Source organism: Ferrimonas kyonanensis DSM 18153, from assembly GCF_000425405.1.
In the GTDB taxonomy this organism is placed as follows: Bacteria; Pseudomonadota; Gammaproteobacteria; order Enterobacterales; family Shewanellaceae; genus Ferrimonas; species Ferrimonas kyonanensis.
This window is the reverse complement of record NZ_AUDJ01000002.1, coordinates 73,041-97,165: the sequence shown is the minus strand read 5'-3', so window position 1 is coordinate 97,165 and position 24,125 is coordinate 73,041. Positions and strand designations below refer to the sequence as shown.

General features: G+C 58.9%; 25 protein-coding genes and 1 pseudogene. 11 read left to right on the top strand and 15 right to left on the bottom strand.

Annotation, left to right across the window (positions count from 1 at the left end):
* Positions 1-41: 41 nt before the first annotated feature.
* Positions 42-380: a hypothetical protein gene (locus H598_RS0103095; protein ID WP_028111692.1), complete on the bottom strand. Its 339-nt coding sequence runs from the start codon at positions 378-380 to the stop codon at positions 42-44.
* Positions 381-557: 177 nt separating this feature from the next.
* The gene (locus tag H598_RS0103090) at positions 558-974 is read right to left on the bottom strand and encodes a WapI family immunity protein (protein ID WP_028111691.1); all 417 of its coding nucleotides are present in this window, start codon (positions 972-974) and stop codon (positions 558-560) included.
* A gap of 558 nt (positions 975-1,532) precedes the next feature.
* On the opposite strand from H598_RS0103090, the gene H598_RS23185 reads away from it, so the two are divergent.
* Positions 1,533-2,651, top strand: coding sequence for a BspA family leucine-rich repeat surface protein (locus H598_RS23185; protein WP_051252332.1), 1,119 nt, complete (start codon positions 1,533-1,535; stop codon positions 2,649-2,651).
* A gap of 59 nt (positions 2,652-2,710) precedes the next feature.
* On the opposite strand, the gene H598_RS0103080 is transcribed toward H598_RS23185, so the two are convergent.
* From H598_RS0103080 to H598_RS0103060, 5 genes are all read right to left on the bottom strand, one after another.
* Positions 2,711-3,163 (bottom strand): GNAT family N-acetyltransferase, encoded by a 453-nt coding sequence (locus tag H598_RS0103080; protein WP_051252331.1) that lies wholly within the window; start codon positions 3,161-3,163, stop codon positions 2,711-2,713.
* A gap of 2 nt (positions 3,164-3,165) precedes the next feature.
* Complete coding sequence (locus tag H598_RS23180) at positions 3,166-3,531, bottom strand: hypothetical protein (protein WP_245595543.1); 366 nt, start codon at positions 3,529-3,531, stop codon at positions 3,166-3,168.
* Positions 3,532-3,637: 106 nt separating this feature from the next.
* Positions 3,638-4,399, bottom strand: coding sequence for a helix-turn-helix transcriptional regulator (locus tag H598_RS0103070; protein WP_028111689.1), 762 nt, complete (start codon positions 4,397-4,399; stop codon positions 3,638-3,640).
* Between the two features lie 116 nt (positions 4,400-4,515).
* Positions 4,516-6,396: a hypothetical protein gene (locus tag H598_RS0103065; RefSeq protein WP_028111688.1), complete on the bottom strand. Its 1,881-nt coding sequence runs from the start codon at positions 6,394-6,396 to the stop codon at positions 4,516-4,518.
* A 159-nt stretch (positions 6,397-6,555) separates the two neighbouring features.
* A complete protein-coding gene (locus H598_RS0103060; protein ID WP_028111687.1) occupies positions 6,556-7,563 on the bottom strand; it encodes an AraC family transcriptional regulator in 1,008 nt (335 codons plus the stop codon).
* Positions 7,564-7,699: 136 nt separating this feature from the next.
* On the opposite strand from H598_RS0103060, the gene H598_RS0103055 reads away from it, so the two are divergent.
* The 3 genes from H598_RS0103055 to H598_RS0103045 all read left to right on the top strand — a co-directional run bounded on the left by H598_RS0103055 (position 7,700) and on the right by H598_RS0103045 (position 10,707).
* The gene (locus H598_RS0103055; RefSeq protein ID WP_028111686.1) at positions 7,700-9,460 is read left to right on the top strand and encodes an N-acyl-D-amino-acid deacylase family protein; all 1,761 of its coding nucleotides are present in this window, start codon (positions 7,700-7,702) and stop codon (positions 9,458-9,460) included.
* Positions 9,457-10,299 carry an SDR family NAD(P)-dependent oxidoreductase gene (locus H598_RS0103050; RefSeq protein ID WP_028111685.1) on the top strand — a complete coding sequence of 281 codons (843 nt, stop codon included), beginning with the start codon at positions 9,457-9,459 and terminating at the stop codon, positions 10,297-10,299. Before H598_RS0103055 ends, H598_RS0103050 begins: the two co-directional genes overlap by 4 nt.
* A gap of 165 nt (positions 10,300-10,464) precedes the next feature.
* Positions 10,465-10,707 carry a nickel-binding protein gene (locus H598_RS0103045; RefSeq protein WP_028111684.1) on the top strand — a complete coding sequence of 81 codons (243 nt, stop codon included), beginning with the start codon at positions 10,465-10,467 and terminating at the stop codon, positions 10,705-10,707.
* A gap of 65 nt (positions 10,708-10,772) precedes the next feature.
* On the opposite strand, the gene H598_RS0103040 is transcribed toward H598_RS0103045, so the two are convergent.
* Positions 10,773-11,711 carry a LysR family transcriptional regulator gene (locus H598_RS0103040; protein WP_028111683.1) on the bottom strand — a complete coding sequence of 313 codons (939 nt, stop codon included), beginning with the start codon at positions 11,709-11,711 and terminating at the stop codon, positions 10,773-10,775.
* Between the two features lie 103 nt (positions 11,712-11,814).
* On the opposite strand from H598_RS0103040, the gene H598_RS0103035 reads away from it, so the two are divergent.
* The 5 genes from H598_RS0103035 (at position 11,815) to H598_RS0103015 (ending at position 16,727) form a co-directional block, all read left to right on the top strand.
* Complete coding sequence (locus tag H598_RS0103035; protein WP_028111682.1) at positions 11,815-12,105, top strand: putative quinol monooxygenase; 291 nt, start codon at positions 11,815-11,817, stop codon at positions 12,103-12,105.
* A gap of 55 nt (positions 12,106-12,160) precedes the next feature.
* The gene (locus H598_RS0103030; protein ID WP_028111681.1) at positions 12,161-12,715 is read left to right on the top strand and encodes a thioredoxin family protein; all 555 of its coding nucleotides are present in this window, start codon (positions 12,161-12,163) and stop codon (positions 12,713-12,715) included.
* Positions 12,716-12,867: 152 nt separating this feature from the next.
* A complete protein-coding gene (locus tag H598_RS0103025; protein WP_028111680.1) occupies positions 12,868-14,679 on the top strand; it encodes an ankyrin repeat domain-containing protein in 1,812 nt (603 codons plus the stop codon).
* A gap of 69 nt (positions 14,680-14,748) precedes the next feature.
* Entirely contained in the window at positions 14,749-15,981 is a 1,233-nt protein-coding gene (locus H598_RS0103020) for a hypothetical protein (protein WP_169629202.1), read from the top strand.
* 122 nt (positions 15,982-16,103) lie between these two features.
* Positions 16,104-16,727 carry a DJ-1/PfpI family protein gene (locus H598_RS0103015; RefSeq protein WP_028111678.1) on the top strand — a complete coding sequence of 208 codons (624 nt, stop codon included), beginning with the start codon at positions 16,104-16,106 and terminating at the stop codon, positions 16,725-16,727.
* An 8-nt stretch (positions 16,728-16,735) separates the two neighbouring features.
* Here H598_RS0103015 and H598_RS0103010 read toward each other — a convergent pair whose 3' ends face one another.
* The 6 genes and pseudogenes from H598_RS0103010 to H598_RS25410 all read right to left on the bottom strand — a co-directional run bounded on the left by H598_RS0103010 (position 16,736) and on the right by H598_RS25410 (position 21,709).
* Entirely contained in the window at positions 16,736-17,260 is a 525-nt protein-coding gene (locus H598_RS0103010) for a lipocalin family protein (protein WP_028111677.1), read from the bottom strand.
* A 60-nt stretch (positions 17,261-17,320) separates the two neighbouring features.
* Complete coding sequence (locus tag H598_RS26955; protein ID WP_371878135.1) at positions 17,321-18,088, bottom strand: glucose 1-dehydrogenase; 768 nt, start codon at positions 18,086-18,088, stop codon at positions 17,321-17,323.
* 306 nt (positions 18,089-18,394) lie between these two features.
* A pseudogene (locus tag H598_RS26950) lies at positions 18,395-19,159 on the bottom strand (phosphotransferase family protein); the annotation flags it as partial.
* Complete coding sequence (locus tag H598_RS23170; RefSeq protein WP_051252327.1) at positions 19,134-19,844, bottom strand: TetR/AcrR family transcriptional regulator; 711 nt, start codon at positions 19,842-19,844, stop codon at positions 19,134-19,136. The pseudogene H598_RS26950 and the gene H598_RS23170, both read right to left, overlap by 26 nt.
* Positions 19,841-21,031 carry an acyl-CoA dehydrogenase family protein gene (locus H598_RS0102995; RefSeq protein WP_084144297.1) on the bottom strand — a complete coding sequence of 397 codons (1,191 nt, stop codon included), beginning with the start codon at positions 21,029-21,031 and terminating at the stop codon, positions 19,841-19,843. The genes H598_RS23170 and H598_RS0102995 overlap by 4 nt, the downstream gene beginning before the upstream one ends.
* Before the next feature lie 6 nt (positions 21,032-21,037).
* Positions 21,038-21,709 (bottom strand): histidine phosphatase family protein, encoded by a 672-nt coding sequence (locus H598_RS25410; protein ID WP_028111675.1) that lies wholly within the window; start codon positions 21,707-21,709, stop codon positions 21,038-21,040.
* A 97-nt stretch (positions 21,710-21,806) separates the two neighbouring features.
* Between H598_RS25410 and H598_RS0102985 the strand changes: the two genes are divergently transcribed.
* Complete coding sequence (locus tag H598_RS0102985; protein WP_035415175.1) at positions 21,807-22,580, top strand: SDR family NAD(P)-dependent oxidoreductase; 774 nt, start codon at positions 21,807-21,809, stop codon at positions 22,578-22,580.
* 1 nt (position 22,581) lies between these two features.
* A complete protein-coding gene (locus H598_RS23160) occupies positions 22,582-23,673 on the top strand; it encodes a saccharopine dehydrogenase family protein (protein ID WP_051252325.1) in 1,092 nt (363 codons plus the stop codon).
* Here the strand turns inward: H598_RS23160 and H598_RS0102975 are convergent.
* A complete protein-coding gene (locus H598_RS0102975) occupies positions 23,661-23,987 on the bottom strand; it encodes a TM2 domain-containing protein (RefSeq protein WP_028111673.1) in 327 nt (108 codons plus the stop codon). The two genes, H598_RS23160 and H598_RS0102975, sit on opposite strands and share 13 nt — an antisense overlap.
* Between the last annotated feature and the right edge of the window lie 138 nt (positions 23,988-24,125).

Here is a 24,125-nt window from a genome sequence, read left to right as displayed (position 1 = left end):
ACGCCTAGAAGCCCAAGCCCCCAAGCACTAATCGTTAACTCTTAATATGCGTATGTAAGGTTTACAGATTTCTCATCAATCACGTCAGAAAGCTGCTCTATCGTGCCCACATAGCAATTATATATATATTCAACTCTATCGCTCTCATCAGATAACTTTATATAATCCGCTGCTTCTTGGCTTTTTGGTAGTATTGGACAATCACCAATTTTAATAGCTAATAATGAATGACCCCATGCACAGACTGCATAGAAAATAGCGAACAAGAACAGCCCAAGCAGAGTGTAATTCAATGGGGCTTCTAATTTGAAAAGCGTATCTTTTGCATACCCGCTATAGATCGTCAAAGCACCAATGAGCCCTGTTAAGAAGCTCAGCATCTTCGAGCACTTGGACTCGAAGTGACTGAATCTTGCTTGCTCCTCTTGATACCTATCTTTCAGGTAGTCGAGAGTATTGATAGCTACCTCCTTGCAACTTAACGCCGCCAGCAGGGGCCGAAAAACCAGAGTGAAGCGGCGGTTTTTGGTCCCTCTGGCTGGCCTTGTTAGCTGTGATTAGTTGGTAAGTGCCTTGAAGCATGATATTAGCTGCCTAATTGTTTCGGGCTGAGTTTCAAAGCCACCCTTTAAATAAATGGGCCAATACTTGGGGCCGCTATACTGATACCGGTGTAATTGAACCTCAATTTCCATATGGCCCAAAGAATCCGAAGAACGAATTTCAAAACTAAATTCATCCGGACTCATGCTTGATATTTTGGCACTACCATTTCTCTTTTTATCAAGTGTTTTTAACTCCGCGATGAACCTTTCCATTTCTGGCAACTCAAGCCAAACCCCATCGTAGGAGCCCGAAAATGCCTGCAGGGCTAAAGCAACACTAACGTTAACATCGCCAGCACAAGGACTACCCTCTGGATTTCTCTCTAGCTCTTCTATCTCTATGTGTTCTTCTTTAGTTCCAATCTTCATTCGATGCTACGTCTTGTACAGCTAACAGTGTATTAGTGCGAATTCGCACTAAGCCCGAAATCAACACCTCAGCAATTGGTTTACTCTACTCTATTTTCTCACATACAAACAATAGGTTAGAGAAGAGTTGCCGAAATTTTCAACTGGCAATTGGTGTGGAAAGTGCGCATGAATACATAGTGGGGTCTACATAAACACAGTTAGCTAGGAATTTTTCTTCCCTAATCATATGGATACCAGGTGGCTGTAGGTAAAAGTGAGAATTTTTACCGGTGAAAGTGCGCATTCGTAGTTACTGACGTTTTGGGTATGGAGCCAACGAGTGCTCCTGGCGCCAAAGCCGCCATTACCAAGCCCCCTATGCCTTGCAGCCTGTCTATACCTATCCAGCTGATGACGTAGGGCTCAGCAACCAATTTCAGAACCAGCCCCACTGAGCCGCCTGTTGTTTACTATAGGGGCAATGACCACCAATTCAGTGATGTAACCCTCAGAAAAATAAGTAACAATACCTTATATCTATCCGCTAGTTCGCGTTTCTTCGGCACAAGGCATTCCATGCGATACTTACCCACACTCCTGCTTATTGGCCTGCTCGGCGGCTGCGCCAATCTGAACACGCCATCAACCACGGTTGTCTGTCACGACCAAGGCATTAACAGCACCTTTGTCCATGAGGGTCATCGCTACCTGGTGGTGGACAATGACAGCATCCGCGATCAGGACAACCTGGCGGCGCTAGCCTCAGGAGAGATCCGCTATTGCACCTCCCATGTTACCGACCTCTCGCGGCTGTTCTACATGATGACCGAGTTCAATCAGCCCATCGGCGACTGGGATACCAGCAACGTCACCGACATGTCGCTGCTGTTTCAACACGCTGCGGCGTTCAACCAGCCGATCGACCACTGGGACACCGCCAAGGTGCGGTTAATGCGCGGCACCTTCTACAGTGCCAAGGCCTTTAACCAGCCACTGAATAGTTGGGATGTGTCTAACGTCAGCTCGATGCGCTCGATGTTTTGGGCCGCCTACTCCTTCAACCAACCCTTAGCCGGCTGGGACATCAGCAACGTCACCGATCTGGGGGCCATGTTTAAAAGCGCCTGGGCCTTTAATCAGCCACTGAATCAGTGGGACACCCGCAATGTCAGCGTAATGAAGTGGATGTTCCGCGATGCCAGTGCATTCAACCAACCGCTGGACCAGTGGGACACTGCCAAGATTGACGACATGTCGGGGATGTTTTTTCGGGCCAGCGCTTTCGATCAGGATCTGACCCAGTGGAACGTCAGCAAGGTGGTGGCTAACGGCTCGTTTGCAGCCGAAAGCGGATTGAGCGATCTCCACTACCCACCGGCGTTCATCACCTTCGTGCTGCCCGAAGGCCATGAGAGATACAGCGGCATTGGCATCTCCATCGACAAGCCCGCCGACTACCTGGTGGTTAAGGTCATTCTCGATGGCGGCCCGGCCGACAAAAGCCAACAACTGACAAGCGGCGATAAGATCATCGCCATCGGCCAACAGCCGGATCAGCTGCACAGCGTCAGCCAGTGGTCCATGGACCAGGCAATCAACGCCATTCGCGGCCCTTCTGGCAGCCCGGTATTTCTGGAAGTCGTAGACCGTAAGGGCATCACCAAAACCGTGCGGATTGAGCGGGCGGCGATGTAACCCGGTGGGTAATGCGCCCCATGGAGTAATAGAGCAATCACCGCGGTGGTGCGGCCATACTAGGCCACGGCATCATCAACCAGGGTCTTAACCAGATAACTGCGCTGGCCGGTCAGTGGGTAGGCCTGTTGCTGCCACACCTCTTGGTAGCCTCGTTTTTGGTAGAAGGGCTTGGCCTGAAACTCCAGCGTATCCAGCAGGCACCAGCGGCAACCCCGTTGGTGCCCCTGGCGTTCAAACTCCACCAGTAACTGCTGCCCTAGCCCCTGCCCCTGCATGGCCGGGTCGACCCACAGCCAGTCCAGCTGCAGCCAGTGACCAAAACTGCTGCCACTGGCACCGCCGAGCAGCTCGCCGTCGTCGCTGTGCACTGCCACCGCCAGCGGCTTGCGGGTCACTTCGGGCCAGTGCTGACGATTAAAATCACGAATGCGCGCCCTGAGGGTGTCAACTAACTGTGGCTGCGACTCATCAAACACTCGCAGTTCCATGGCGGCGCGTTTGGTTTTCATTGCTACTGGGTCTCGACGTTCGGGGCTGGCGGGCGGCCGTAGGCAAAAGCCCGCACCACGATGCACTGACGGGCATAACCGATGTGCCACAGGGTTTCATCATCGATGGCCAGATCGGCCAGGTACTCGGTGTGATCTATCTGCGCCTTGGCAGCTTCGATGGCCTGCTGAGTCGAGGGTGGCTCATCCATGGGAATGAAATACAGCGCCTGGGTCTGGCAGCTCTCTCCCTCTACCGGCCCCAGTAATACCGCCCCGGCGGTTGCGCCATGGCTGTGGCTAACAAAGGTGCCGTGCAGGCCAGAGGTACAGCCGCCCAGCACCAAGAGAAGGGTAATAAAGGCGCTTACTCGGCCCATGTTTGCCATTTTTGGCTCCCGCTGATGGATTCCTGTTCAAGTTAGCTACAGAATGGCCGTACATCAATCACTTCTTGCAGTTATTGGCCGGTGTTTCGGCGGTCTTTCCAAACGGCTAATCCAATAACCCCATGGTGTGGGCCATGCTGATCAGCTGGGCCCGGTTGCGGGCGTTCAGCAGCTCTTTGATGCGGTCCAGGTGGTAATTGACGCCGCTCTCGGTCAGCGACAGCTGCTCGGCCACCTCCTCGCTGGAGTTGCCCTCCGCCGTTAACCGCAGAATCGCCAAGGCCCGTTCCGACAGGCAACTGAAATTGGCGATGGGGTTGAGTCTGGCGATGCACTGCTCGTTAAACAGCGCCGCATACAGCGCCAGGTGATGGCCGATGTCGGCCTCGTTGGCACTCAGGTTGGCCAGCAACGTGGCCCGGTCCAGATCGGAGAAGAACACAAACGCCGCCAGCCAGTCCGGGTGCTGTCGAATCGGCAGGTGCCAGACGCCGCGGCTGCGAATCTGATAGTCCTCCAGCAGGCGGGCAAACTGCTCGCCTTTGGCGCCGCTGAGATCCGGGTCCTGCCACACACTCAGCCCCAACGGGTGCTTGTTGAAGTAGGCCTCGTCGGTGGCGGCAAAGTGCTGCAGGTAGTGGTGGCGAAACGTCAGAATGGCGTCGCTGGAATAGACGCCGCACTTGGCCTGAATCATCTCCTGAGGCAGCCGCCGGCGCAGCTTCTTAAACTGGTGCAACGACGGAATCATCACCTTGGTGGTGATGCCGTAAAAGAAATGAGTAATACCAAATTGGGCCAGATAGGCGCTGGCTCGCTGCAGGTGATCCCCGTCGATGGGGCATTTTTGGATCAGGACGGTACTCATGAATCGGTGACAAACGCAGCGGTTAAAACGGTTAGGGGCAAGTATAACCAAGCTGCCCCAAACAATGACTATAAGATCTGCCAGTTTCCCCACCACCGAGGTGGCGGGGAGAGCAATCAGTTGGGGTGGCAGGTCATGCAGGAGTACGGGTCGGGGAACACCCGGCTCATGTCCCAGTCGGAGTTCACCGAGCTCCACACCTGCTCATAGGGCTGATAGTTGCCATCGCTGTCCCGTGGCAGTGCATTCAGCTCATTGGGGTCGTTGTAGATTTTGTCGTTACTCTTGATGGCGTCGCCCTGGTACAGGCGACGGGTGGACGCCTCACCATGGTGGCTTGGCGTGGTGCTGTCTCCGGCGTGGCACCAGAAGCAGCGGGCGGTCTCGCCATGGCCCTTGGGCGCGCCATTATTGCCGTGGCACGTGGCGCAGTAGTACGGCTGGGTGGCATCAAAACCGTCGGCGCTGTTCACCGGCCAGCTGTGGCCACCGTGGCCCAGTGGCTGTTTCTGCTCATTGTGACACTCGGTGCAGTCGGCAATGCCCCAGCCAAAGTGAGTTTCGGTCAACAGCGGGCCGCTGCCGGACTCGGGCAGATCAAACGCCTGCAGGGTCATGATGTCGGAGCCATCCTCCGCTTCGCTGAAATCGCGCTCGACCCGCGCCTTGCCGCTGTACTCCTCCATGCCCCACAGCTTGTAGTGGTCTTTCACCAGAATCATGGTGAACTGCACCGGCTGGTTCATCACCCAGGTGTCGGCCATCATGTGCATCACGTTGCCACCGAAGTTCGAGTTCCAGTCCAGGCGGCAATGCTCCGGATCCACCACCAGATCCATACCGCCGGTGGCCGGCGAGGCGAAATCGCACACCGAGGCTCGGGAGAAATCGCCGTGCACCGCCATGTCGCCGTACACCGTGGCCCAACCTCGGCCCACCTCTGAGGCGATGCCGTCTACCCGGAACAGGGCAAAGTGCTCCACCTTGGCGCCGGTAGACAGCGACGGCCAGTAGTTAAAGGCCACATCCAGGCCGGCATCGGCGGCAGACAGGAAGATGTCCATCTTGGTGATCACCCCGGGCTGGAAGATATCCGGCCTCATGTTGTGTGCCGTTACCTCCAGGTTGGCAATCACCATCGGCTGGGGCTCGCCCGGTTTCATGATGTTCAGCTGCGGCAGCACCACCTTGCCGCCGTTTTGTGCCAGCCGCGCCATTTCCCGATCCTGAACCCAGCGACGACGCTCGGTCATCTCCGGCGAAAACGGTTGAAAGCGAAGGGTCATGCCCGGCTGCACCCAGATCTGGTCCAGTCGTTCGTAGTGGGCCTCCCCCTGTGGGCCCAGCCCGTCGAGGGTGCCGTTCAGCTTGATCAGCTCACCGCCATCGTATTTCACTCGCGTGTGCCAGTCGTGGCCCATGAAATTGGCGTAAACGTCGTTGTCCTGCTCATCGAACACGCCATCGCCATTGCGGTCCCAGGACAGCACAAACTCAAAGGTGTCACGGCCGGTCAGCGCCGGTGGCTGTACCTGCTCCAGTTTCAGGTCCTGGCGGGTGTAGGCCAGGTAACGCAGGGCATCGAAGCTGGAGTAATTGCCGTCAACAAAGATGTCGGGGCGGGCACTGCCGGCGCCGAGGCCATCGGGGTTGGTGCGCAGTACCCTGTCCATCTCCTTGGCATCCACCACGATGGCCGTCTGCGGCGGGTTGTAGACGCCATCCAGGTGGGCATCCCGTTCATCGATGCGGCCATCGCCGCTAAGGTCGCGGGCCTGGTCGCTCTGTAACCAGTCTTTAAGCGGATCGGCGTAACGCCCCAGGTAGACCACAAACTGGCCTTCAAATTTTGCCTGCGGCTGAATGTCCAGGGTCAGGTAGGGGGATTTCGGTGGCGTCGGCTCCGGCGCTGGCGCAGTGGCGCCGTCATCATCGCTGCCACAACCAGCCAGCAATGCCGCCAGCAGTAACGCAGACAGGGAGTGTATTTTCATCATCGCTTCTCTCGTTTTAATTTTCGGTCATTGGAACAACCTCGAGAGTAAAGGAGCTGCAAACTGCCACTACTAAGGGATCTGGCAGTGATTTTGAGGCAAAGGACGGAGTGTGAAGCCCGGCACGAATTGTTGCCGACCCAATGGAAGAAGCGTTCGCCGTTACTCTCGATGCTGCCGTCGCCACTGTTGCGGTGACAGTCCCTGAGATTTGCGAAACGCGCGGGAAAAATTGCTCAGATCCCGGTAACCGAGAATCTCCGCCAACAGGGTGATGTCCATGGCACTGTAGCGCAGCTGCCAACAGGCCGACTGCATGCGAATCTGCTGCAGCAGGCGGGAAAAATCCTGCTGCTCGGCCGCCAGTTGCCGCTGCAAGGTGCGTCGATGCAGCCCCAATAACGCGGCGATGTGGTCGATGTTGGCCTGCCCTGCCCCCAATGTCTGCTGAATCAGCCCGCTGACCTGTCGTACCCGGTCCTGCCCCTGTCGCTGCAACTGCCGCTGTAACCGCTGCTCCGCCGTCGCCTTGGCAATGGCATCGCCCCGATGCAGCCGCTGGGTCAGCAGCGTCGCCGGTAGCCACAGTACGTCCTGGGGCTGATTGAACATCACCTCGGTCTGAAAATGCTTGCGATAGTGTTCCAGAGGCTGCTGCGGCGCGTGACTGAAATCCAACCGGGCGGCACGAAATGTTGGGCCCATCAGTCGCTGACACAGATGAAAACAGGCGCTCATCGCCAGCTCTTTGTACTGACGCGAGTCCGACTCGGCGTGAAAATTGTCATAACGACAGATGGCCAGCAGTTGCCCCTGCAATTCATGGTTCCAGTACTCCGACTGGTTATGAAACGCCATCAGGCTGCGCACCGCCTTCAGTGCTTCTTGCGGCGTAGTGCTGTGCTGCAGCACCGCGCCCAGCCCCCCCAGCATGGCAAAGTCCTGCCCGGCTCCCAGTCGTAGCCCGAAATCCGGGCAGTCCAGGGCCTCGGCACAGCGCTGCAATAGGCTGGCCAACTCGTCGATGGCCATCGTCCGGTGCTCGTCCTCAAGGGCCGCCCGAGTCAGCCTGGCGGTCGCCAGCAATGCGTCGCTGTCGCCGCCCAAAGCCTGAATCAGGCGTTCGATGCCCGCCAGGGCACTGACTCTGATCTGAAACTGCCGCGTCATGGCTGCACTCCGTTGGCCTGATGATTCGTTGCGGTCGCTTTATCTTTTCGCAGCTGTCACCAAATGACAAGCCGGACAACACTAATGCGAATAGGATGCATAATTATTGGATGGCAATTGCAAGGAGCACGCTGACATGGCCCAGTACGACATTTTGATTCAACGGGGGCGCTATTTTGACGGCACCGGCGCCCCGTCCCAGATTCGGGATCTGGCCATCAAGGACGGAAAGATCGCCTGCGTCAGTGAACAAGCACTGGCACCGGAGTGCGCCGAACGGGTGATCAGCGCCGAGGGCAAATGGATCACCCCGGGGTTTATCGACACCCACACCCATTACGATGCCGAACTGCTGGTCAGCCCCAGCTTGTCGGAGTCGGTACGCCACGGCGTGACCACGGTGCTGGTGGGCAGTTGCTCATTAAGCATGATCTGCAGCGATTACGAAGATGCCTCGGATCTGTTCACCCGGGTGGAAACCGTGCCCCGGGAAAAGGTGCTGCCAATCCTCAAGCGCAACAAGAGCTGGTCCACACCGCGCCAATGGGTGGAGCACGTCAACACTCTGCCGCTGGGGCCCAACCTGATCAGCTTTCTCGGCCACAGCGATCTGCGCGCCAGTGTCATGGGGCTGGACCGGGCCACTCGCCACGACACCCAGCCCGGCGAAGCCGAGATGCAGGCGATGGAGGCGCTGCTGCATGAAGCATTGGAATGCGGCTTCCTCGGCCTGTCGACCATGTGCCTGAAGTGGGACAAGATCGACGGTGACCGGGCCTGGTCCCGCAGCCTGCCCAGCACCTACGCCCACTGGCGGGAAATCGCCCGCCTCAACAAGCTGGTTCGCCGCTACGATCGGGTGCATCAGGGCGCCCCCAATGCCGCCACGCCGCTGCAGATTTTCGATTACGTGCGCGAGAGCATCGGCTGGCGCCGCAAGCCGCTGAAAACCACCCTCATCAGCCAGATGGATCTCAAGGGCAGCCGCTACCTCACCAACCTCACCAAACTGACCTCCTGGTTTACCAATGCGGTCAAGGGCGACTTTCGCTGGCAGGTGCTGCCGACGCCGTTTACCGTCTACGCCGACGGAATCGATGTGGTGTTCTTCGAGGAGTTTGGCGCCGGTGAGATGGCGTTGGATCTTAAAGATGAGCTGGCCCGCAACGAGCTGCTGAAAGACGAAAGTTATCGGCGCAACTTTCGTAAATTCTATGGTGAAAAACTCAGCCCACGGGTGTGGCAGCGGGATCTGTCCGATGCCATCATCATCGACTGCCCGGACGCCAGCCTGGTGAACAAGAATTTCGACGAAATCGCCCGCGCCCGAGGCATCCATGTGGTGGATCTGTTCCTGGATCTGGTGGTGGAGTTCGGCCAGAAGTTACGCTGGTACACCACGGTAGCCAACCACAGGAAGCCGGTACTGAAGAAGTTGGTGGCCGACCCCAACGCCTTAATCAGCTTCAGCGACGCCGGCGCCCACATTCGCAATATGTCGTTCTACAACCTGCCGCTGCGAATGCTCAAACTGGTGCAGGAATCCATCGACGAGCAACAGCCTATTATGTCCATGGAGCGAGCAGTCTGGCGCCTGACCGGCGAACAGGCCCAGTGGCTGGGGGTCGACGCCGGCACCATTCGCCGCGGCGACCGTGCCGACGTGGTGGTGCTGGACCCCGCCGGCTTTGCTCAGGACCTGGAAGCGGTACACTGGGCAGAGATGGACAATTTCGACCTCAAACGGCTGGTGAATCGCAACCCGGGCATCGTTAAGCAGGTGGTGATCAACGGCAAGCTGGCGGTGGACGACGAACGGATCCTGCCAGCGCTGGGAACCGAACCTGGCTATGGCCGCTTTATCGCCGCCGACAACCGCAAGGAAAGCGACACATGACACCCAACCACTCAGATTCGCCGCTGGCGCTGATCTCCGGCGCCTCCAGCGGCATCGGCCTGGACCTGGCAAAAGCCTATGCCGCCCGAGGCTGGCGACTGGCGCTGCTGGCCAGACATCCCGAGCGACTGGCGCAGGCGGTAAGCCAGTGCCAGTCGCTGGCGCCAACGGCGGAGGTCTACGGTTACTCGGTAGACGTCGACGATGCCAAGGCGGTGCAGGATTCGGTGGCACAGATCCGCGCTCAACAGGGGCAGCCGCAACTGCTGATCCTCAGTGCCGGCATCGTTCAGAGCATCCCCTTCCTCGAGCAAAGCGACGACGAGTTCGAGGCATTGATGCAAACCAACCTGCTGGGCAGTCGCCGCCTGGCCAAAGCCTGGCTGCCCGCCATGCTGGAACAGCCACAGGGGCAGATCTGCTTTGTCAGCTCCCTGGCCGGGCTCATTGCTCCCTATGGCTACTCCGGCTACAGCGCCAGCAAGTTTGCCCTGCTGGGCATGGCCGGGGCCCTGCGCCAGGAGGTGAGTCCCCAGGGGATAACCGTCTCGGTGCTGTGCCCGCCCGAGGTGGACACGCCGATGGTGGCCCAGGAGCGCACCTACATCAGCCCGGTAGCCAGGCAACTGAAGGATCTTGGCGGCACCCTGCAGGTCGACACCGTCACCCGTGCCACCCTGTCCGGACTAGAGAAAGGCCGCTTCCTGATCATTCCGGGGTTTCGCGCCAAACTCAGCTACCACGGCGCCCGGTTGTTTCCCGGCCTGTTTGGCTGGGCCATGCAGAGAATTGTCAACTGGGCCAGCAAGCGCTATTCCCGGCAACACCAAGCAAGATAGAGCGCCGTTGTTACGCCAGTCGGAGGCGACGATGTCGGCGATCTGACCTATCCTTTGATAGGTTGAATCCCGTTCCGCAATCGTGAGCCACAGTGGCCACTCAGGCCTCTGCCAACAAGGCCGAGGCCGGTGGCCTCTAATCCAGAAGGACGGAGGAAACAACGTATGCCTAAGTTCATCGACACTCACCCAATGGAGCCCTTTACTGAGCAGCAGCTAAAGGATCTGCAGAATGCACCGGCAGATGAATTTGGTGTCACTCACCACGACATCCTGTTCAGCAAGGCGGACAACCTGATCTACTGCGTGCTGGAGGCCCCCAACGCCGAAGCGATTCACAAGCACCATGCCAAGGCAGGCATCTGCTGTGACTGGGTTCGCCAGGTGGAATCCACCCGCTCGAAATAAGCGACTCCTACCGGCCGGCGCCTGCCTGGGCCCGGCCACCCCGAAGCCTGCAAACCTTGGCAGGCTCAATCATCGAGAATGGCAGCATCCACCATGCCCCGCTCTACCAGTTGCCCCAGCAGATCGGCACACTTGTGTTTGACGCTGTCCCGAAGCAGCCGCATCGCCGGCGTGATGGACTGGCGACTGGGGCAGATCAGCCACAGCTCCGACGCCGCCACCGGGTAGTCGGCCATCACGTTGACCACCCGCCCCGCCAGCAAGTCATCGGCCATGTCCAGACCGGATTTTATCGCCAACCCCTTGCCCGACACGCACCAACGCCGCACCAGATCGCCGTCGTTGCTGGCCCGGTTGCCCTGCATCTTAATCTTGAAATCGCCGTCGGGGCCGGAAAACTCCCACACGTTATGAATGATGTCCTGCAGCTGGTAACACAGTGCGTTGTGACTGGTCAGTTGTTGAGGGTGAGTGGGGGTGCCGCAGCGCGCCAGGTACTCCGGAGAGGCACACAGCAGCCGGGGAACGTTGCAGATCTTAAAGCCGTACACGCTGGCATCGCTGGGGGAACCGTAGCGCAGCGCCATGTCCACCGCATCCCGGTAAAAATCGACATTACTGTCGCCGATGCTGGCACGCAGGCTGAGCTTAGGGTGGTTGTCCATAAATTCATCCAGCCACGGCATCACCAGGTTGCGGCCCAGATCCGACGACACCGCCAGCCTCAGCTCACCATCGACGATCGCCAGCTCATCTTTCATATTGAGCCGGGCCTGGTCCAGCATCTGCAACGCTTGCTGACATTGGGGAATGTAGCGCTCGCCGGCGGTGGACAATCGCAAATGACGAGTGGTGCGAATAAACAGCTCCACCCCCAATGCAGCCTCCACCCGTTTAACGGCGGCGCTGGCGGTGGCGGTGCGCATGTCCAGGCTGGCCGCTGCGGCGGTTATGCTTCGAAATTCGGCCACCTTGAGGATGACCTGCAGATCTTCAGTCAGCATATTATCTTCTTGTTTTTGATAATCTATCAAACATTATGAGGTTTAAACCGTAGCAATCAAGGTCTAACCTATGGGTCAATCAACACCTCACCGGAGCCCCACCATGACTCAACTGACCATCGTCGCCAACATCATCGCCAAGACCGACCAGATTGAACGGGTCAAAACCGAACTGCTGAAGCTGATCGACACCACCCGCACCGAGGACGGCTGCATCAACTACGATCTGCATCAGGACAACAACAACCCGGCCCACTTCCTGTTTTATGAGAACTGGGCCTCCCGGGAACAATGGCGGGCACACATGGACAACCAGCACCTGAAAGACTACCTGGCCGCCACCGAAGGCGCCGTCGACAGCTTCAGCGTCAATGAGATGAGCCCAATCGGCTAGTCGATATCAAACCGCGTCATCGGCGGCCTGTGCGCCGCCCGTATAAGGAGACCCCATGTTACTGGATACCCCACTCTGCAATTTCGGCTGGCCGGCTCCGGACTTCACCCTGAGCGATCCCCACGGCATCCCCTTTACCCTGAGTGAACAACTGGGCGACAAGGGGCTGCTGGTGATGTTCATCTGCAACCACTGCCCCTATGTGCAAAAGATCATCGACCGCCTGACCGAGGACTGCCGCCAACTGATGGCCGAAGGGGTCAACGTGGTGGCAGTAATGAGCAACGACTACCAGGAGTACCCGGCGGATTCCCCCGACAACATGGTGGCCTTTAGCCGCCAGCACAAGCTGCCGTTCCTGTACCTGGTGGATGAAGACCAGCACGTTGGCAAAGCCTTTGGCGCCGTGTGCACGCCAGACTTCTTTGGCTTTAATGCCCAGGGGCAACTGCAATACCGGGGCCGACTGGACGATGCCCGCATGGACGACCCGGCCAAGCGCACCCCAGAGCTGCTCAATGCCATGCGCCAGGTCGCCGCCAGCGGCACCGGCCCGCAGACTCAGCACCCCAGTATGGGCTGCTCCATCAAGTGGCGCAGTGACGAATAATCATGAAACCAGGACGGGGCGCCCCCCGTCCTTTCAGCCATTCGGCGATCCTTGACCGGTCAAACAACCTGAACTAGCCTCAATCAATTGCCACAAAGACACTGTGGTTACTTCAATGTTGTCTTGATTTCTGGTTGTACAGGACGCCGACTATGAACCCGTTCGTAGTGCCTCTGGTTACGTTGTTGATCGGCTTCGTTTTAGGCAGCCAATGGCATAGCCTGGAGGAGCGTTTCGACTCACCGCCGCCCGAGCCCGGCATTGAATTTGAGTACGATCTTGTTGAAGCCATTGCCCTCAATGACCTGCAGCAGGCGCAACACGCTCTCGATTCCGGCCAGCTGGCTTCGGTCTCAGACTCTGACAGCACCACCGCGCTGGAACTGGCCTTAATCAACGGCAACGCCGAGATGGTGACACTGTTGCTGGGCCACGACGCCGACCCCAACCGAATCACCTCCAGCGGCATGGTGCCTCTGGCGCTTGCTTTGCTCGCCGAAGACATTCCATCCACTCAGGCGCTGCTTGATGCCGGCGCCGACCCTCACGCCATGGTGACCCTTGGCGAAGACCGCTTCTCGTTGACCGAACTGGCACAAAGCAGTGGTAACCCCGGGCTGTTGACCCTGTTTGACCCGAACGCCGCCGACGCCCTGCAGGCTCGGCTCACTCAACTTGAAGCCAGCCAGGCACTGATGGGAGCCGCCGCTGGCGGAGAGCTTGACCGACTTCAGCAACTCATTGACGACAACGCGGATCCAAATGCAATCGACCGGGAAGGCTGGTCCCCGCTTCACCATGCCGCCGCCAGCGACCAGGGCCAGGCCGTCACCGTTCTACTCCGCGCCGGCTCCCGCCCCAACAGCCAGACCCCCACCGGCTTTACGCCCCTGATGTTCGCCGCCAGCCAAAACGCCATCGAAGCGGCAAAGGCGCTGCTATCCGCTAACCCGCAGCTGGATCAGAGCCTCACCAACCAGCAGGGGCTGACCGCCTATGATCTGGCCAGCCTAGCCGGGCATCAACAGCTTGCCGCTCACCTGGAACCGACCGGCCATCGGGACAATAACCCCAGCCTGATGGACGCCATTTTCAGTGACGATATCGGCCAGTTTATGGCGACGTTGAAGGTGAGCGAACAACAACTGCTGGATGACGACGATCAAGGCTGGACGCCTCTGATGCACGCCGCATACCGGGGCAATACCGAAATGGTGGACGTCATTCTGAAACGCTCGCCATCCTCGATCTACGCCACCGCCCCCGATGGAGCCTCGGCGCTGGCCTTAGCCGTCATCAACGGACACGGCCTCACTGCCGACACGCTGATTCGTGCCCGGGCCCCATTGGAGATTCGGGTTAAAGGCGTTGGCCTGCCGCAACTGGCGCAACAGCGGGGGCATTCGGCCTTAGCCAACACCCTGACGGAGCAGTTGCAGTACCAAACCAAACAACTGCAACGAGAGTTGTTGTACGCCCAATACCCGGCGGGCAAACCGGACGGCGTATTTGGCAATCAAACTCGTCTCGCATTATCGCAGCTGGCCAAGGACCACCCCTCTACCGATGGCATGTCTCACCAACTGCTTACCAACTTCCTGTACCAGAAGAATCGAGACGGCGTATTTGTGTGCAACATCAGCAGCAAAGCGGCCCTGTGGACCGCCATCGCCATCACTCACAGAAGAACCCAGCAATCCAGCAGCCGCGGCTGGTACAAAACCGAGAAGAACCGCTGCCGACGTTTTGACATTAAATCGGACTACGACGTCTATGTCTGGACTCAGAGCGGCAATATCAAATGGCAATCCAACAACAAACAGAATCCGTTCTGCATCGACATGGTGGACCCGTTTCAATTCTCCTATCCCCGCAGCTGTGACGGCAAGAATCTAAAACATCAGTACTTTAGAAAGAAAGAGTTTGGTAATAGCACCCGGATCACCATTCGATATGTCGACTAGAGGGGAGGTAAGCGAATGAGGCTGGTAATGCGCGGCTGCCTGCTGCTCTGTATCGCAGGTTTGCTCACCATGGCGTCCGCACACGCCCGGGAAACCGTCCGCTTACCCATTGGCCCCGTTGCCCCCTGGGACCTCAGTCAGTGCCAGGCCTTACAGCAAGAGTGGAAAGCCATCATCGACGAGGTTACTCGGCGCCATCACCATTGCCTGAATCGACACAAGTCCTGCAAACAGGCTCGTGGCGGCGCCTGCAGCTGCGGCCGCTGTGAAACCCTGCACACCAACATGTCGGCCCTGAGTAGCGGCCGTTTTGCCCGGCAACGCACTCAACAGCTGACCGACTGCCGCAATTCGGTATTTGAGGCCAAACGGCGACAACGTCAACAACAGCAGCAACAACAACAGGCTGCCCGAACCCGTATCGCCATAGCACCGGCCCCGGGCCCGTCCAAACCGCGAGCCGACCAGGTCTATCTGCGAAACCTGGCCCAACGGCAACTCAAAGCCGAGGCCTCTCGGGTAGCCAAGCGCGCCGCCTATGAGCTGGCGAAACGCAAGTTCCGTGAAGTGCAGGACATCTTTGCCCTGAACCGAAAACTCAGCCGAATGACCGCAGACAAGACTCTGGTTACCGACCTGGTCTCCGCCTATCGACAAGGGGCCACGCCCCATCAAAAAATCCTGTTGATTACCCGGAGTGCCAATCGAATAAAACGAGAGCTTCCGGTTCATGCGCTGTCGAAATTTCTAATGGCCAAATCCCTGACCGAACTGGGCCTAATCACTACCGGCGCGCTCAGCTCTCTGGACCAAGCACTGCTGCAGTTTGATGCCTCACCAACGCAGCGCGCCGCCCTGAACCGGGCCAACGGCCTGATTCGCTTGCATCAACTCGGCACGCCGCAGCGGCTGAAACAGCAAAAACAGCGCTGGTACTCGCAGCAGAGCCACACTAGCTATCAGCAGACTCGCGACACCGTGGTGGCCGAGATCAACCAACAAAACCAGCGCCGGCAACAGGCTCGTCAACAGCAGCAGCGAGTGTCGCAGCAACGCACGGCACAGCCCAAAGCGGCGGCGCCGGTGACCCAGCCGGTGCGCCGTCAACCCAATCCCCGATACACCCAATGCCGACAGCAGCGCGACCAGTTAAGTCGTGAGCTCAAGGCGCTCAGCCAGACGATGATAGAGATGGGTCGTAATTCAGGTAGCTACACCTCCGAAGACTTAGAGCGGGTTTCGAGACAGATGATGGAATACACTCGCCGAAACCGCGCACTCAACTGCGCGCAGTATCGATAGCCGAGCCATCGATAAGGCCCAATCAAAGCCGATATCGAGCGCAGTTAGCCGACGCTCGCAGTTTCCAGGCGATTATTGGGGTAGAGTGACGCCTTTGCATCTACCTAAATTGAGCCAAGTCGATGAAAAAAGCGCTGCTGTTTCTGTGTCAGGGGTTGGAGGAATACGAAGCCAGTGTGTTTACCGATGCCCTGGGCTGGACCACCACCTACGGGCTGGAGCCGATCCAGCTGGTTACCACCGGGTTTCACCAGAAAATCCGCTGCGGCTGGAATTTTACCATCGAGCCAGAGCGGCCGTTTGATGACATCGACGTCGATGACTTTGATGCCCTGCTGATCCCCGGCGGCATGAGCCGGGCCGGTTTCTATGAGGATGCCTTCGACGAGCGACTGCTGAGTCTGATCCGCGCCTTCGACCGCCACAACAAGCTGATCGCCTCGGTGTGTGTCGGCGCCTTGCCCATCGCCAAAAGCGGCGTGCTCAAAGGGCGCACCGCCACCACCTATCAACTCAGTGAAAAACGCCAGCAGCAGATGCGGGAACTGGGGGTGCGGGTACTGCAACAACCGCTGGTCGTAGACGGCAACATCATTACTTCCACCAGCCCTGCCACCGCCATGGAGGTGGCCTTTACCGTGGTGGAAACCCTCACCTCTGCCGACAACCTGGCGCGCATCAAACAGGGGATGGGATTTACCCCGATGCCTTCGCTCACAACCGCCTCAGCAACCCCCTCGCCCTGAGCCAGGATTCAGTCTGTGGCCGCTGCCGGGCTGACAATCAGCCCGGACAGGTCAAACCCCAGTTCAGTGGCGCGGCTTCGAAAGGCCTGCATCACCGACTCTGACACCTGTGGAGTACGGGCCAGCAACCACAGATAGTCACGGTTGTAACCGCTGACAAAGGCGTATTGATAGTCCGGGTCCAGCTCAAACACCACATAGGCGCCATAGAAGGGGCCGAAGAAGGAGACTTTAAGATGACCGGTGGTCGATTCGCCGACGAAATAGGCTCGGCCTTCGGCTTCACTGATGTCACCACTGCTGCTGTCGATGCCACGGTTGAGCACCCGTACGCCGCCGTCATCTCGACGGGAATAGTGAGCACTGACATCACTCAGCCCCCGCTCGAAGCTGTGGTCTAACCGGGCCACCTCGTGCCAGGTGCCCAAATAGCGCTCCAGTTCAAATCCCTGAACCGGAGTGACGCCAGTTGGCACCGAAGTGCACCCGGCCAGCATCAGTAGGCTCACCAATATTACCCAGCGACCTGTCATCGTCTGCTCCTAGTGTTCTTTCACCGGACTACGAGAGTAATCCTGAACCGGTTCAGTCTGTTAAGCCAGATAACCGCCATCCACAGGCAATTCAATACCGGTAATGTAGGCCGCCGCATCGGAGGCCAGGAACAGGAATGCCGGGGCGATCTCTTCCGGCACCGCACTGCGCCCCTGTGGGATCAGCGGCAATATCTGTTTCAGCAGCATCGGGTTGTCGGTCAGGGCCGAGGCAAACTTGGTTTCGGTGAGGCCCGGCAACACCGCATTGACACGAATGTTGTACTGGGCACACTCCTTGGCAAACGCCGCCGTCATGCTGTTGACCGCCGCCTTGGTGATGGAGTAAATCCCCTGCCCCGGCGCCGGCTGCTTGCCGTTGACCGAGGCGGTATTGATGATCACCCCGCCCCCCTGCTCACGCATCATCTGCCCCGCCAGCTGGGCAAAACAGAAATAGCCAGCCAGATTCACCTGTACGGTCTTGTTCAGCGCTTCCTGGGGCGTATCCAGAATGTGGCCAAAATAGGGGTTGGCGGCGGCGTTATTGACCAGAATATCCAGGCGGCCATAACGCTGTTCAATGGTGGCAAACAGCGCCTTGGCCTGGTCGATGTCGCCGCCGTGGCAGGCGATGCCTTCGGCCTGACCGCCCTGATCGCGAATCGAGGCAGCCACCGCATCCAGCGCCTGCTGATCGCGACTGGAGAGGATCACCCGGGCGCCATGAGCGGCGTACAGCCGAGCCACCGCCTCGCCAATCCCGCGGCTGGCGCCGGTGATCAGCGCCACCTTACCCTGCAGCTGCAACAATCCGGGCTGGGTGATCTTCTGCAGCTGCTCATGACGTTGCTGCGCCGAGGCTAAACGGTCGATGTTGGTGGCCGCCTGATCCATCAGGCGGGCCGCCAGCTCACCGAAGCGGGCAAACGCCGGGTGCTTACGGCTGCCTTCCACATAGCGATACCAGATCTGCTGCACGATCACCGCCAGCCGGAACAGGCCAAACACGTAATAAAACCCGAACTGACTCACATCCAGCCCGGTCTGCTGGCCGTAATAGGCCACGATCTGTTCCCGGGTCCACATACCCGGCAGGTGGGTCGGCAACTGCCGCAGCAGCTTCAACTCCGGCTCATCGCCGGCCTCAATCCAGTACGCCAGGGCGCAGCCGAGATCCATCAGTGGATCCCCCAGGGTCGCCATCTCCCAGTCCAGCACCGAGATAATCTCTGTGGGATCGGCGGGGCTCAGTACCAGATTATCGAACTTAAAATCATTGTGGATCAGCGCCGGCCGCAAGCTGTCCTCGGGCTGATTGTCTGCCAGCCACTGCATCACCCGTCGGCCGCTGCGTGCGCCCGGAGTGACGGCATTGCGATAACGGCGACTCCAGCCCTCAACTTGGCGGTTTACGTACCCCTGTGGCCGCCCCAACGACGCCATCGATTCACTGGAGGTATCGATGCGGTGCAGTGCCACCAGGGTATCGACCATGGAACGGCATAACTCGCCGGCCTGCACTCTGGACAACCCCAGATCCTTAGGCAGATTCTTCCTCAAAATGGTGCCAGCCTCATAACTCATTAAGTAAAACGGCTGCCCAAGAATCACAGGGTCTTCGCAGTAGCCCAAGACCGTCGGGACTTTACTGAACTGCGGCGCAATGGCGCGCAGCATCCGCACCTCCCGGCCCATGTCATGGGCGCTGGCGGCCTTGGTGCCCGGCGGAGGCATCCGCAGCACCAGAGACTGCTGATCGCAGACCAGCTTAAAGGTCAGGTTGGAGGCCCCACCGTCAAAAGGGGTAACGGACACCAGAGGCCCCAGTTGTGGGTGGCTGGCGCTTAGGTAACGGCTCAGAGCCTCGGTATCAAAGGGCAGCGAGGGTGCGGTCATTGGTTGTCTCTCCGTGACAAAACAGGGTAATTCGGGCAAGCAGATAGTCGGTGTACGCGTCCACATCGACACCGGTTTTCTGAAAATGGGCGCGGCGCAGGTACCAGCCCTGCAACAGGTGTTTTAGCAGCCCCACGGCAATGATCGGCTCCTGCACCTCACCATGGGCATTCAGGGCCAGCAGCAGCTCCACATCCACCCGCTCACTGAGGGCTATGGCCTGCTTACGCAGATCTGACTGCTGATGACGGGCTTCCATGTAGGCAAAGAAAAACCACGGCTGCATCAACTCACTCAGATACAGGTGATAGCGGCAGATGGCGTCCAGTCGCTGAGGCTCTGGCAGAGCATCGATCAGCGGCAGCAACACCTGTTCAAACTGATAGCGAATGAACTGATGAATGGAGGCCGCCAGTTGATCCTTACTGGCAAAGTAACCATAGAGGCCCCCGAGGCTCATGCCGCTGGCGTCGCTAAGCTGCCGCAGCGACATGGCGTGAAACCCCTGACGATTGGCCAGGGTGAAGGTCGCCTCCACGATGGTCGCCAGTCGTGATTCGGTCCGGCTGGGGTTTTTCTGACTGAGCTGAGGCAAACACTGCCGATGAAAATCGTGCCACATTCGCTGCGGGTTCCAACCAATCAACTGCTGGAACTCGGCCAGCGAACGGGCCATCTGACTCATTGGGCCGCCTTGAGCAACTGCTTGGCCGCCGACAGCTTGTGCACCTCGTCCGGGCCGTCGTAGATTCGAGCCGCCCGCTCTTCACGGTAGATAAAGGCCAGGATGGTGTCATCGGTGATCCCGAGGCCGCCATGCATCTGCACCGCATTGTCCACCACCTGTTGCAGCATATTGGCGGTGTGAAACTTAATCATCGAGATGGCGGCCTTGGCCTGGCCAAAATCGCCGTTATCCACCTGCCAGGCGGTGTGCAGGACAAACCAACGCGCCGCCTGCAGGCTGGCCACCGACTCCGACAGCATCGCCTGCGCCAGCGGCTGCTGTCCCAGCACCTTGTCGGCGGTAATGGCCCGTTGATGCAGGTAGCGGGTCATCTCATCGATGGCTCGCTGTGCCAGCCCCAACCAGCGCATACAGTGGTGGATTCGTCCCGGCCCCAGCCTGGCCTGGGCCAGGGCAAACCCCTGCCCCGGACGCCCCAGTACCGCGTCCGCCGGCAGGGTAACGTCATCAAACACCATCTCGGCGTGGCTGAATGGACCGTAGCCCTCCGCCCCCATCACCGAGATGTTGCGCAGCCGCGATACCCCAGGGGCATCCATGGGCACCAGCAACATGCTGGCTTGCTGATGCCGGTCCGCCTCCGGCTCGGTTTTGGCCATCACAATGGCAAACTCGGCCCCTTCGGCGGCAGTGGTAAACCATTTATGAGCATTGAGGTGCCAATGACTGCCGTCAAACTCCGCTTCGCTGTTCATCAGCACCGGATTGGAACCGGCCAAATGGCGTTCGGTCATGGCAAAGCAGCTGCGAATCTCTCCCCGGGCCAGCGGCGCCAGATAACGGGCCTGCTGAGCCTCACTACCCACGTGCAGCAGCAATTCGGCATTGCCGGCATCCGGCGCCTGGCAGCCAAAAGCCAGGTGGCCCAACGGCGAGTAGCCGATGCGCTCCGCCAGTTGGGCAAACGCCAGCAGCGACAGGCCCATGCCACCCACAGACTGAGGCAGGTGCGGGGCCCACAGCCCCAGCTCTCGAACCTTGTGACGAACCAGCTCAATCTCCTCCATCAGGCTGGGGTAATCGTGGCTGAGCAGCAGCGGCTCCAGTGGAATCAGCTGTTCTTGCACCAACTGGCTGGCCGCCTCCATGTGCGCCGCCAACGACGGGGTAACCGAAAAATCCATCTTTCGTTATCTCCAGGTGAGCATCTGCTGACGTCGCAGGTGTCCGTTTACATTGAACGCCTGCAGGTGCCATTGACCGCGGGCGTAGCGAAGGTGGGTGATGGAGCAGTTGTTGACCTGATGGATCAGCTCCGCCATGTGGGTCACGTCACTGCCCATGGCCTGGCTGGCCAGCAAGCTGATGACGCCGCCACTGGTCACCGCCACCGTAGGGCGTGAGCCGCAGGCATGGGTGGCGATGGCATCGGTAATCCGCTGTTGAAACTGACGAAAGCTCTCGCCCTTTTCCCCGGGGTGATCGGCAATCCACAGCCTCAGAGCCTCACTCATCAGCGGCAGAAAATAGCGCATGTCGGTACTGGCTTCCTTGGGGGTCATCGCCAATCCCAGGCGCTGGCAGGCGGCCGGCCAGTATCCAGGGATCAGCTCAGACACCTCCAGTTCATTGAAGCCAGCGTCCACCGCCGCCCCCTGAACCAGACCGGCGCCTTCACAGACCCCTTCCAGAGTCTGTTGCTGGCGGCGCAGGTCACCGCTGACCAATGCCGCAGGGCCCAGCTGCCAACTGCCAATCTCCTGCCCCAGGCAATGGGCCTGCCTGTGGCCAAGGTCGCTCAATCGATCGTAATCCTGACTGCCAAACATCGCCTGGCCGTGGCGTAACAGATAAAGGTCCATCGCAATCCGACTAAAATGTGACTTGCCTTCACCCTACAAGGTGTTTAGTTTATCGTCAATAACGAACGAACGTTCGATTTTTAACGGAGACAGACATATGGATGTGTTGCTGACCGGGGCCTGTGGTGGCCTGGGTACCGAGCTGGCGAAAGCCTTTGCCAAACGGGGGGCCAGGCTGTGGCTACTGGACCGGGATCCGGCGGCACTGGCCCAGTTGAATCAACAACTGGGCGGCAGTCACCTGACCCTAGCCGGCGACCTGACCGACCGAGATACCCTGAGCCAACTGGACGCTCAATGTCAGCAACAGCAACCGCAATTTGCCTGGGTACTGAACAACGCCGGCGTGGCGTCCGGCGGTGCCTTTGAATCTCTGCCCGACAGCGAATGGCAGCGCTGCCTCGACATCAACCTGATGGCCAGCGTTCGCCTCAGTCGGCTGGTGAGCCCGCACATGGGCAAAGGCAGCTACCTGGTCAACATCGTCTCCATGGCGGCGGTGGCTAACGCCCCTTACATGGCCGCCTACAACGTGTCTAAAGCGGCGCTGCTGAGCCTGAGCGAAACCCTGAGGTTTGAGTGGCGCCCCCGAGGAATTCAGGTCAGCGCCGTCTGTCCGGCCTTCTTTCAGACGCCGCTGCTGGACTCCCTCAATGCTCAGGGCAAAGCCATCGCCGCGCCGGCAGGTAAGATGATGCAGCGTTCGGAGTTGTCTGCCGCCGATGTGGCCGACTACCTGATCGAGCACGCCATTGCCGGCGAGTTCCTGATTCTGCCCCACAAGAAATCCCGCCAGGCCTGGCGAGTAAAACGCTGGCTACCGAGCCTGTTTTTCAAGCAGGTGCTGCAACAAACCGTGAAAGGACACTGAGATGACTGCATCAAATTGGATGATTTATGGTGCCAATGGCTATACCGGAAAACTGATTGCCGAAGAGGCCAAACGGCGGGGCCTGAAGCCGGTGCTGGCCGGGCGCAACCCCAGCGCCATCGAAGCGCTGGCACAGTTGCTGGATCTGCCCTATCGCTGCTTCGATCTGAATGCCATCAGCGACAGCGATCTGGCGGACATCGATCTGGTGCTGCATTGCGCCGGTCCCTTCTCCGCCACCGCCGAACCCATGATGCAGGCCTGCATCGCTCAGGGCTGCCACTATCTGGACATTACCGGCGAGGTGGCGGTATTTGAACTGGGGCAACGGCTGAGCGATCACGCCAAGGCGGCCAATGTGGTGCTGATCCCGGGCGTGGGTTTCGACGTAATCCCCACCGATTGCGTCGCCGCCCGCCTCAAGCAGGCGATGCCCGATGCCACTCGATTGACGCTGGCGTTTGACAGTCGCAGCGGCTTCTCCCGCGGCACCGCCAAAACCTCCGCCGAAGCCCTGCCCAAAGGCAGCATGATTCGTCATCAGGGCAAGTTGGTGGCCACGCCGCTGGCCCACAAAACCCGCACCATCGCCTTTGCCGACACCCCGAAACTGGCGGTCTCCATTCCCTGGGGGGATCTGTCCACCGCCTGGTTCAGTACCGCCATCGACAACATCGAAGTCTACATTCCGATGTCGGCGCGCAAGGTCAAACAGCTAAAACGGATCAACTGGGTTCGAGGGTTAATGGGGCTGAACTGGGTGCAGACACTGATTAAAAACCGCATCGAAGCGTCGTTGACCGGCCCAAGTGACCGCCAGCGAGCCCGCCACACCACGGTGATCTGGGGTGAAGTGCAGAATGATAAGGGCGAGCAGATTGAAGCACGACTGGACACCGCCAATGGCTATGACGTCACCGTGACCGGGGCACTGGCAGTCACCGAGTTCCTATTACAGAACCCGGGATACAGCGGCTACCACACCCCATCCACACTGATGGGGTGGCAGTTGGTGGAAACCCTGCCCGGCAGCGGTCAGATTCGCCTCAGCGGTGACATCGATGCCGGCGGCAGTGACGCTCAGGCCAGCTGACGCTGACGGAAATGAAACTGCAGCGAGGTCATCTTGAAGGTGCGGATGGCCTCGATCACGCCCAGTGCCGACGGCACCAGGGTCCAGCAGAACAGCAAGTACGCGGTGCCCTTGAAGGGTTGGCCGAGATAAAATTTGTGTGCACCAAAGCCGCCCAGGAACAGGCTCAGCCAGGCGGTCTTGCGACGGCTTTTCAGTTTTACGTCCGGATCGACACCGGCAAAGGCGTCCATATGCTGTCCGGCACCACAGCCGCTACAAACGATCATCTCCAGGTCCAGCTTAGTACCACACTGACTGCATGCGTGTTGCATTGTTCCACCAACTCACTGTCAAACTACGAGGTTCGACATTATGCGTACAGCTGTACACTGAAATCAGCTACCGGGATCACAGAAATGAAACCCCTTCGAAAAAAGTACAAAAAAACGCCCGCCCGAGCGACTCGGACG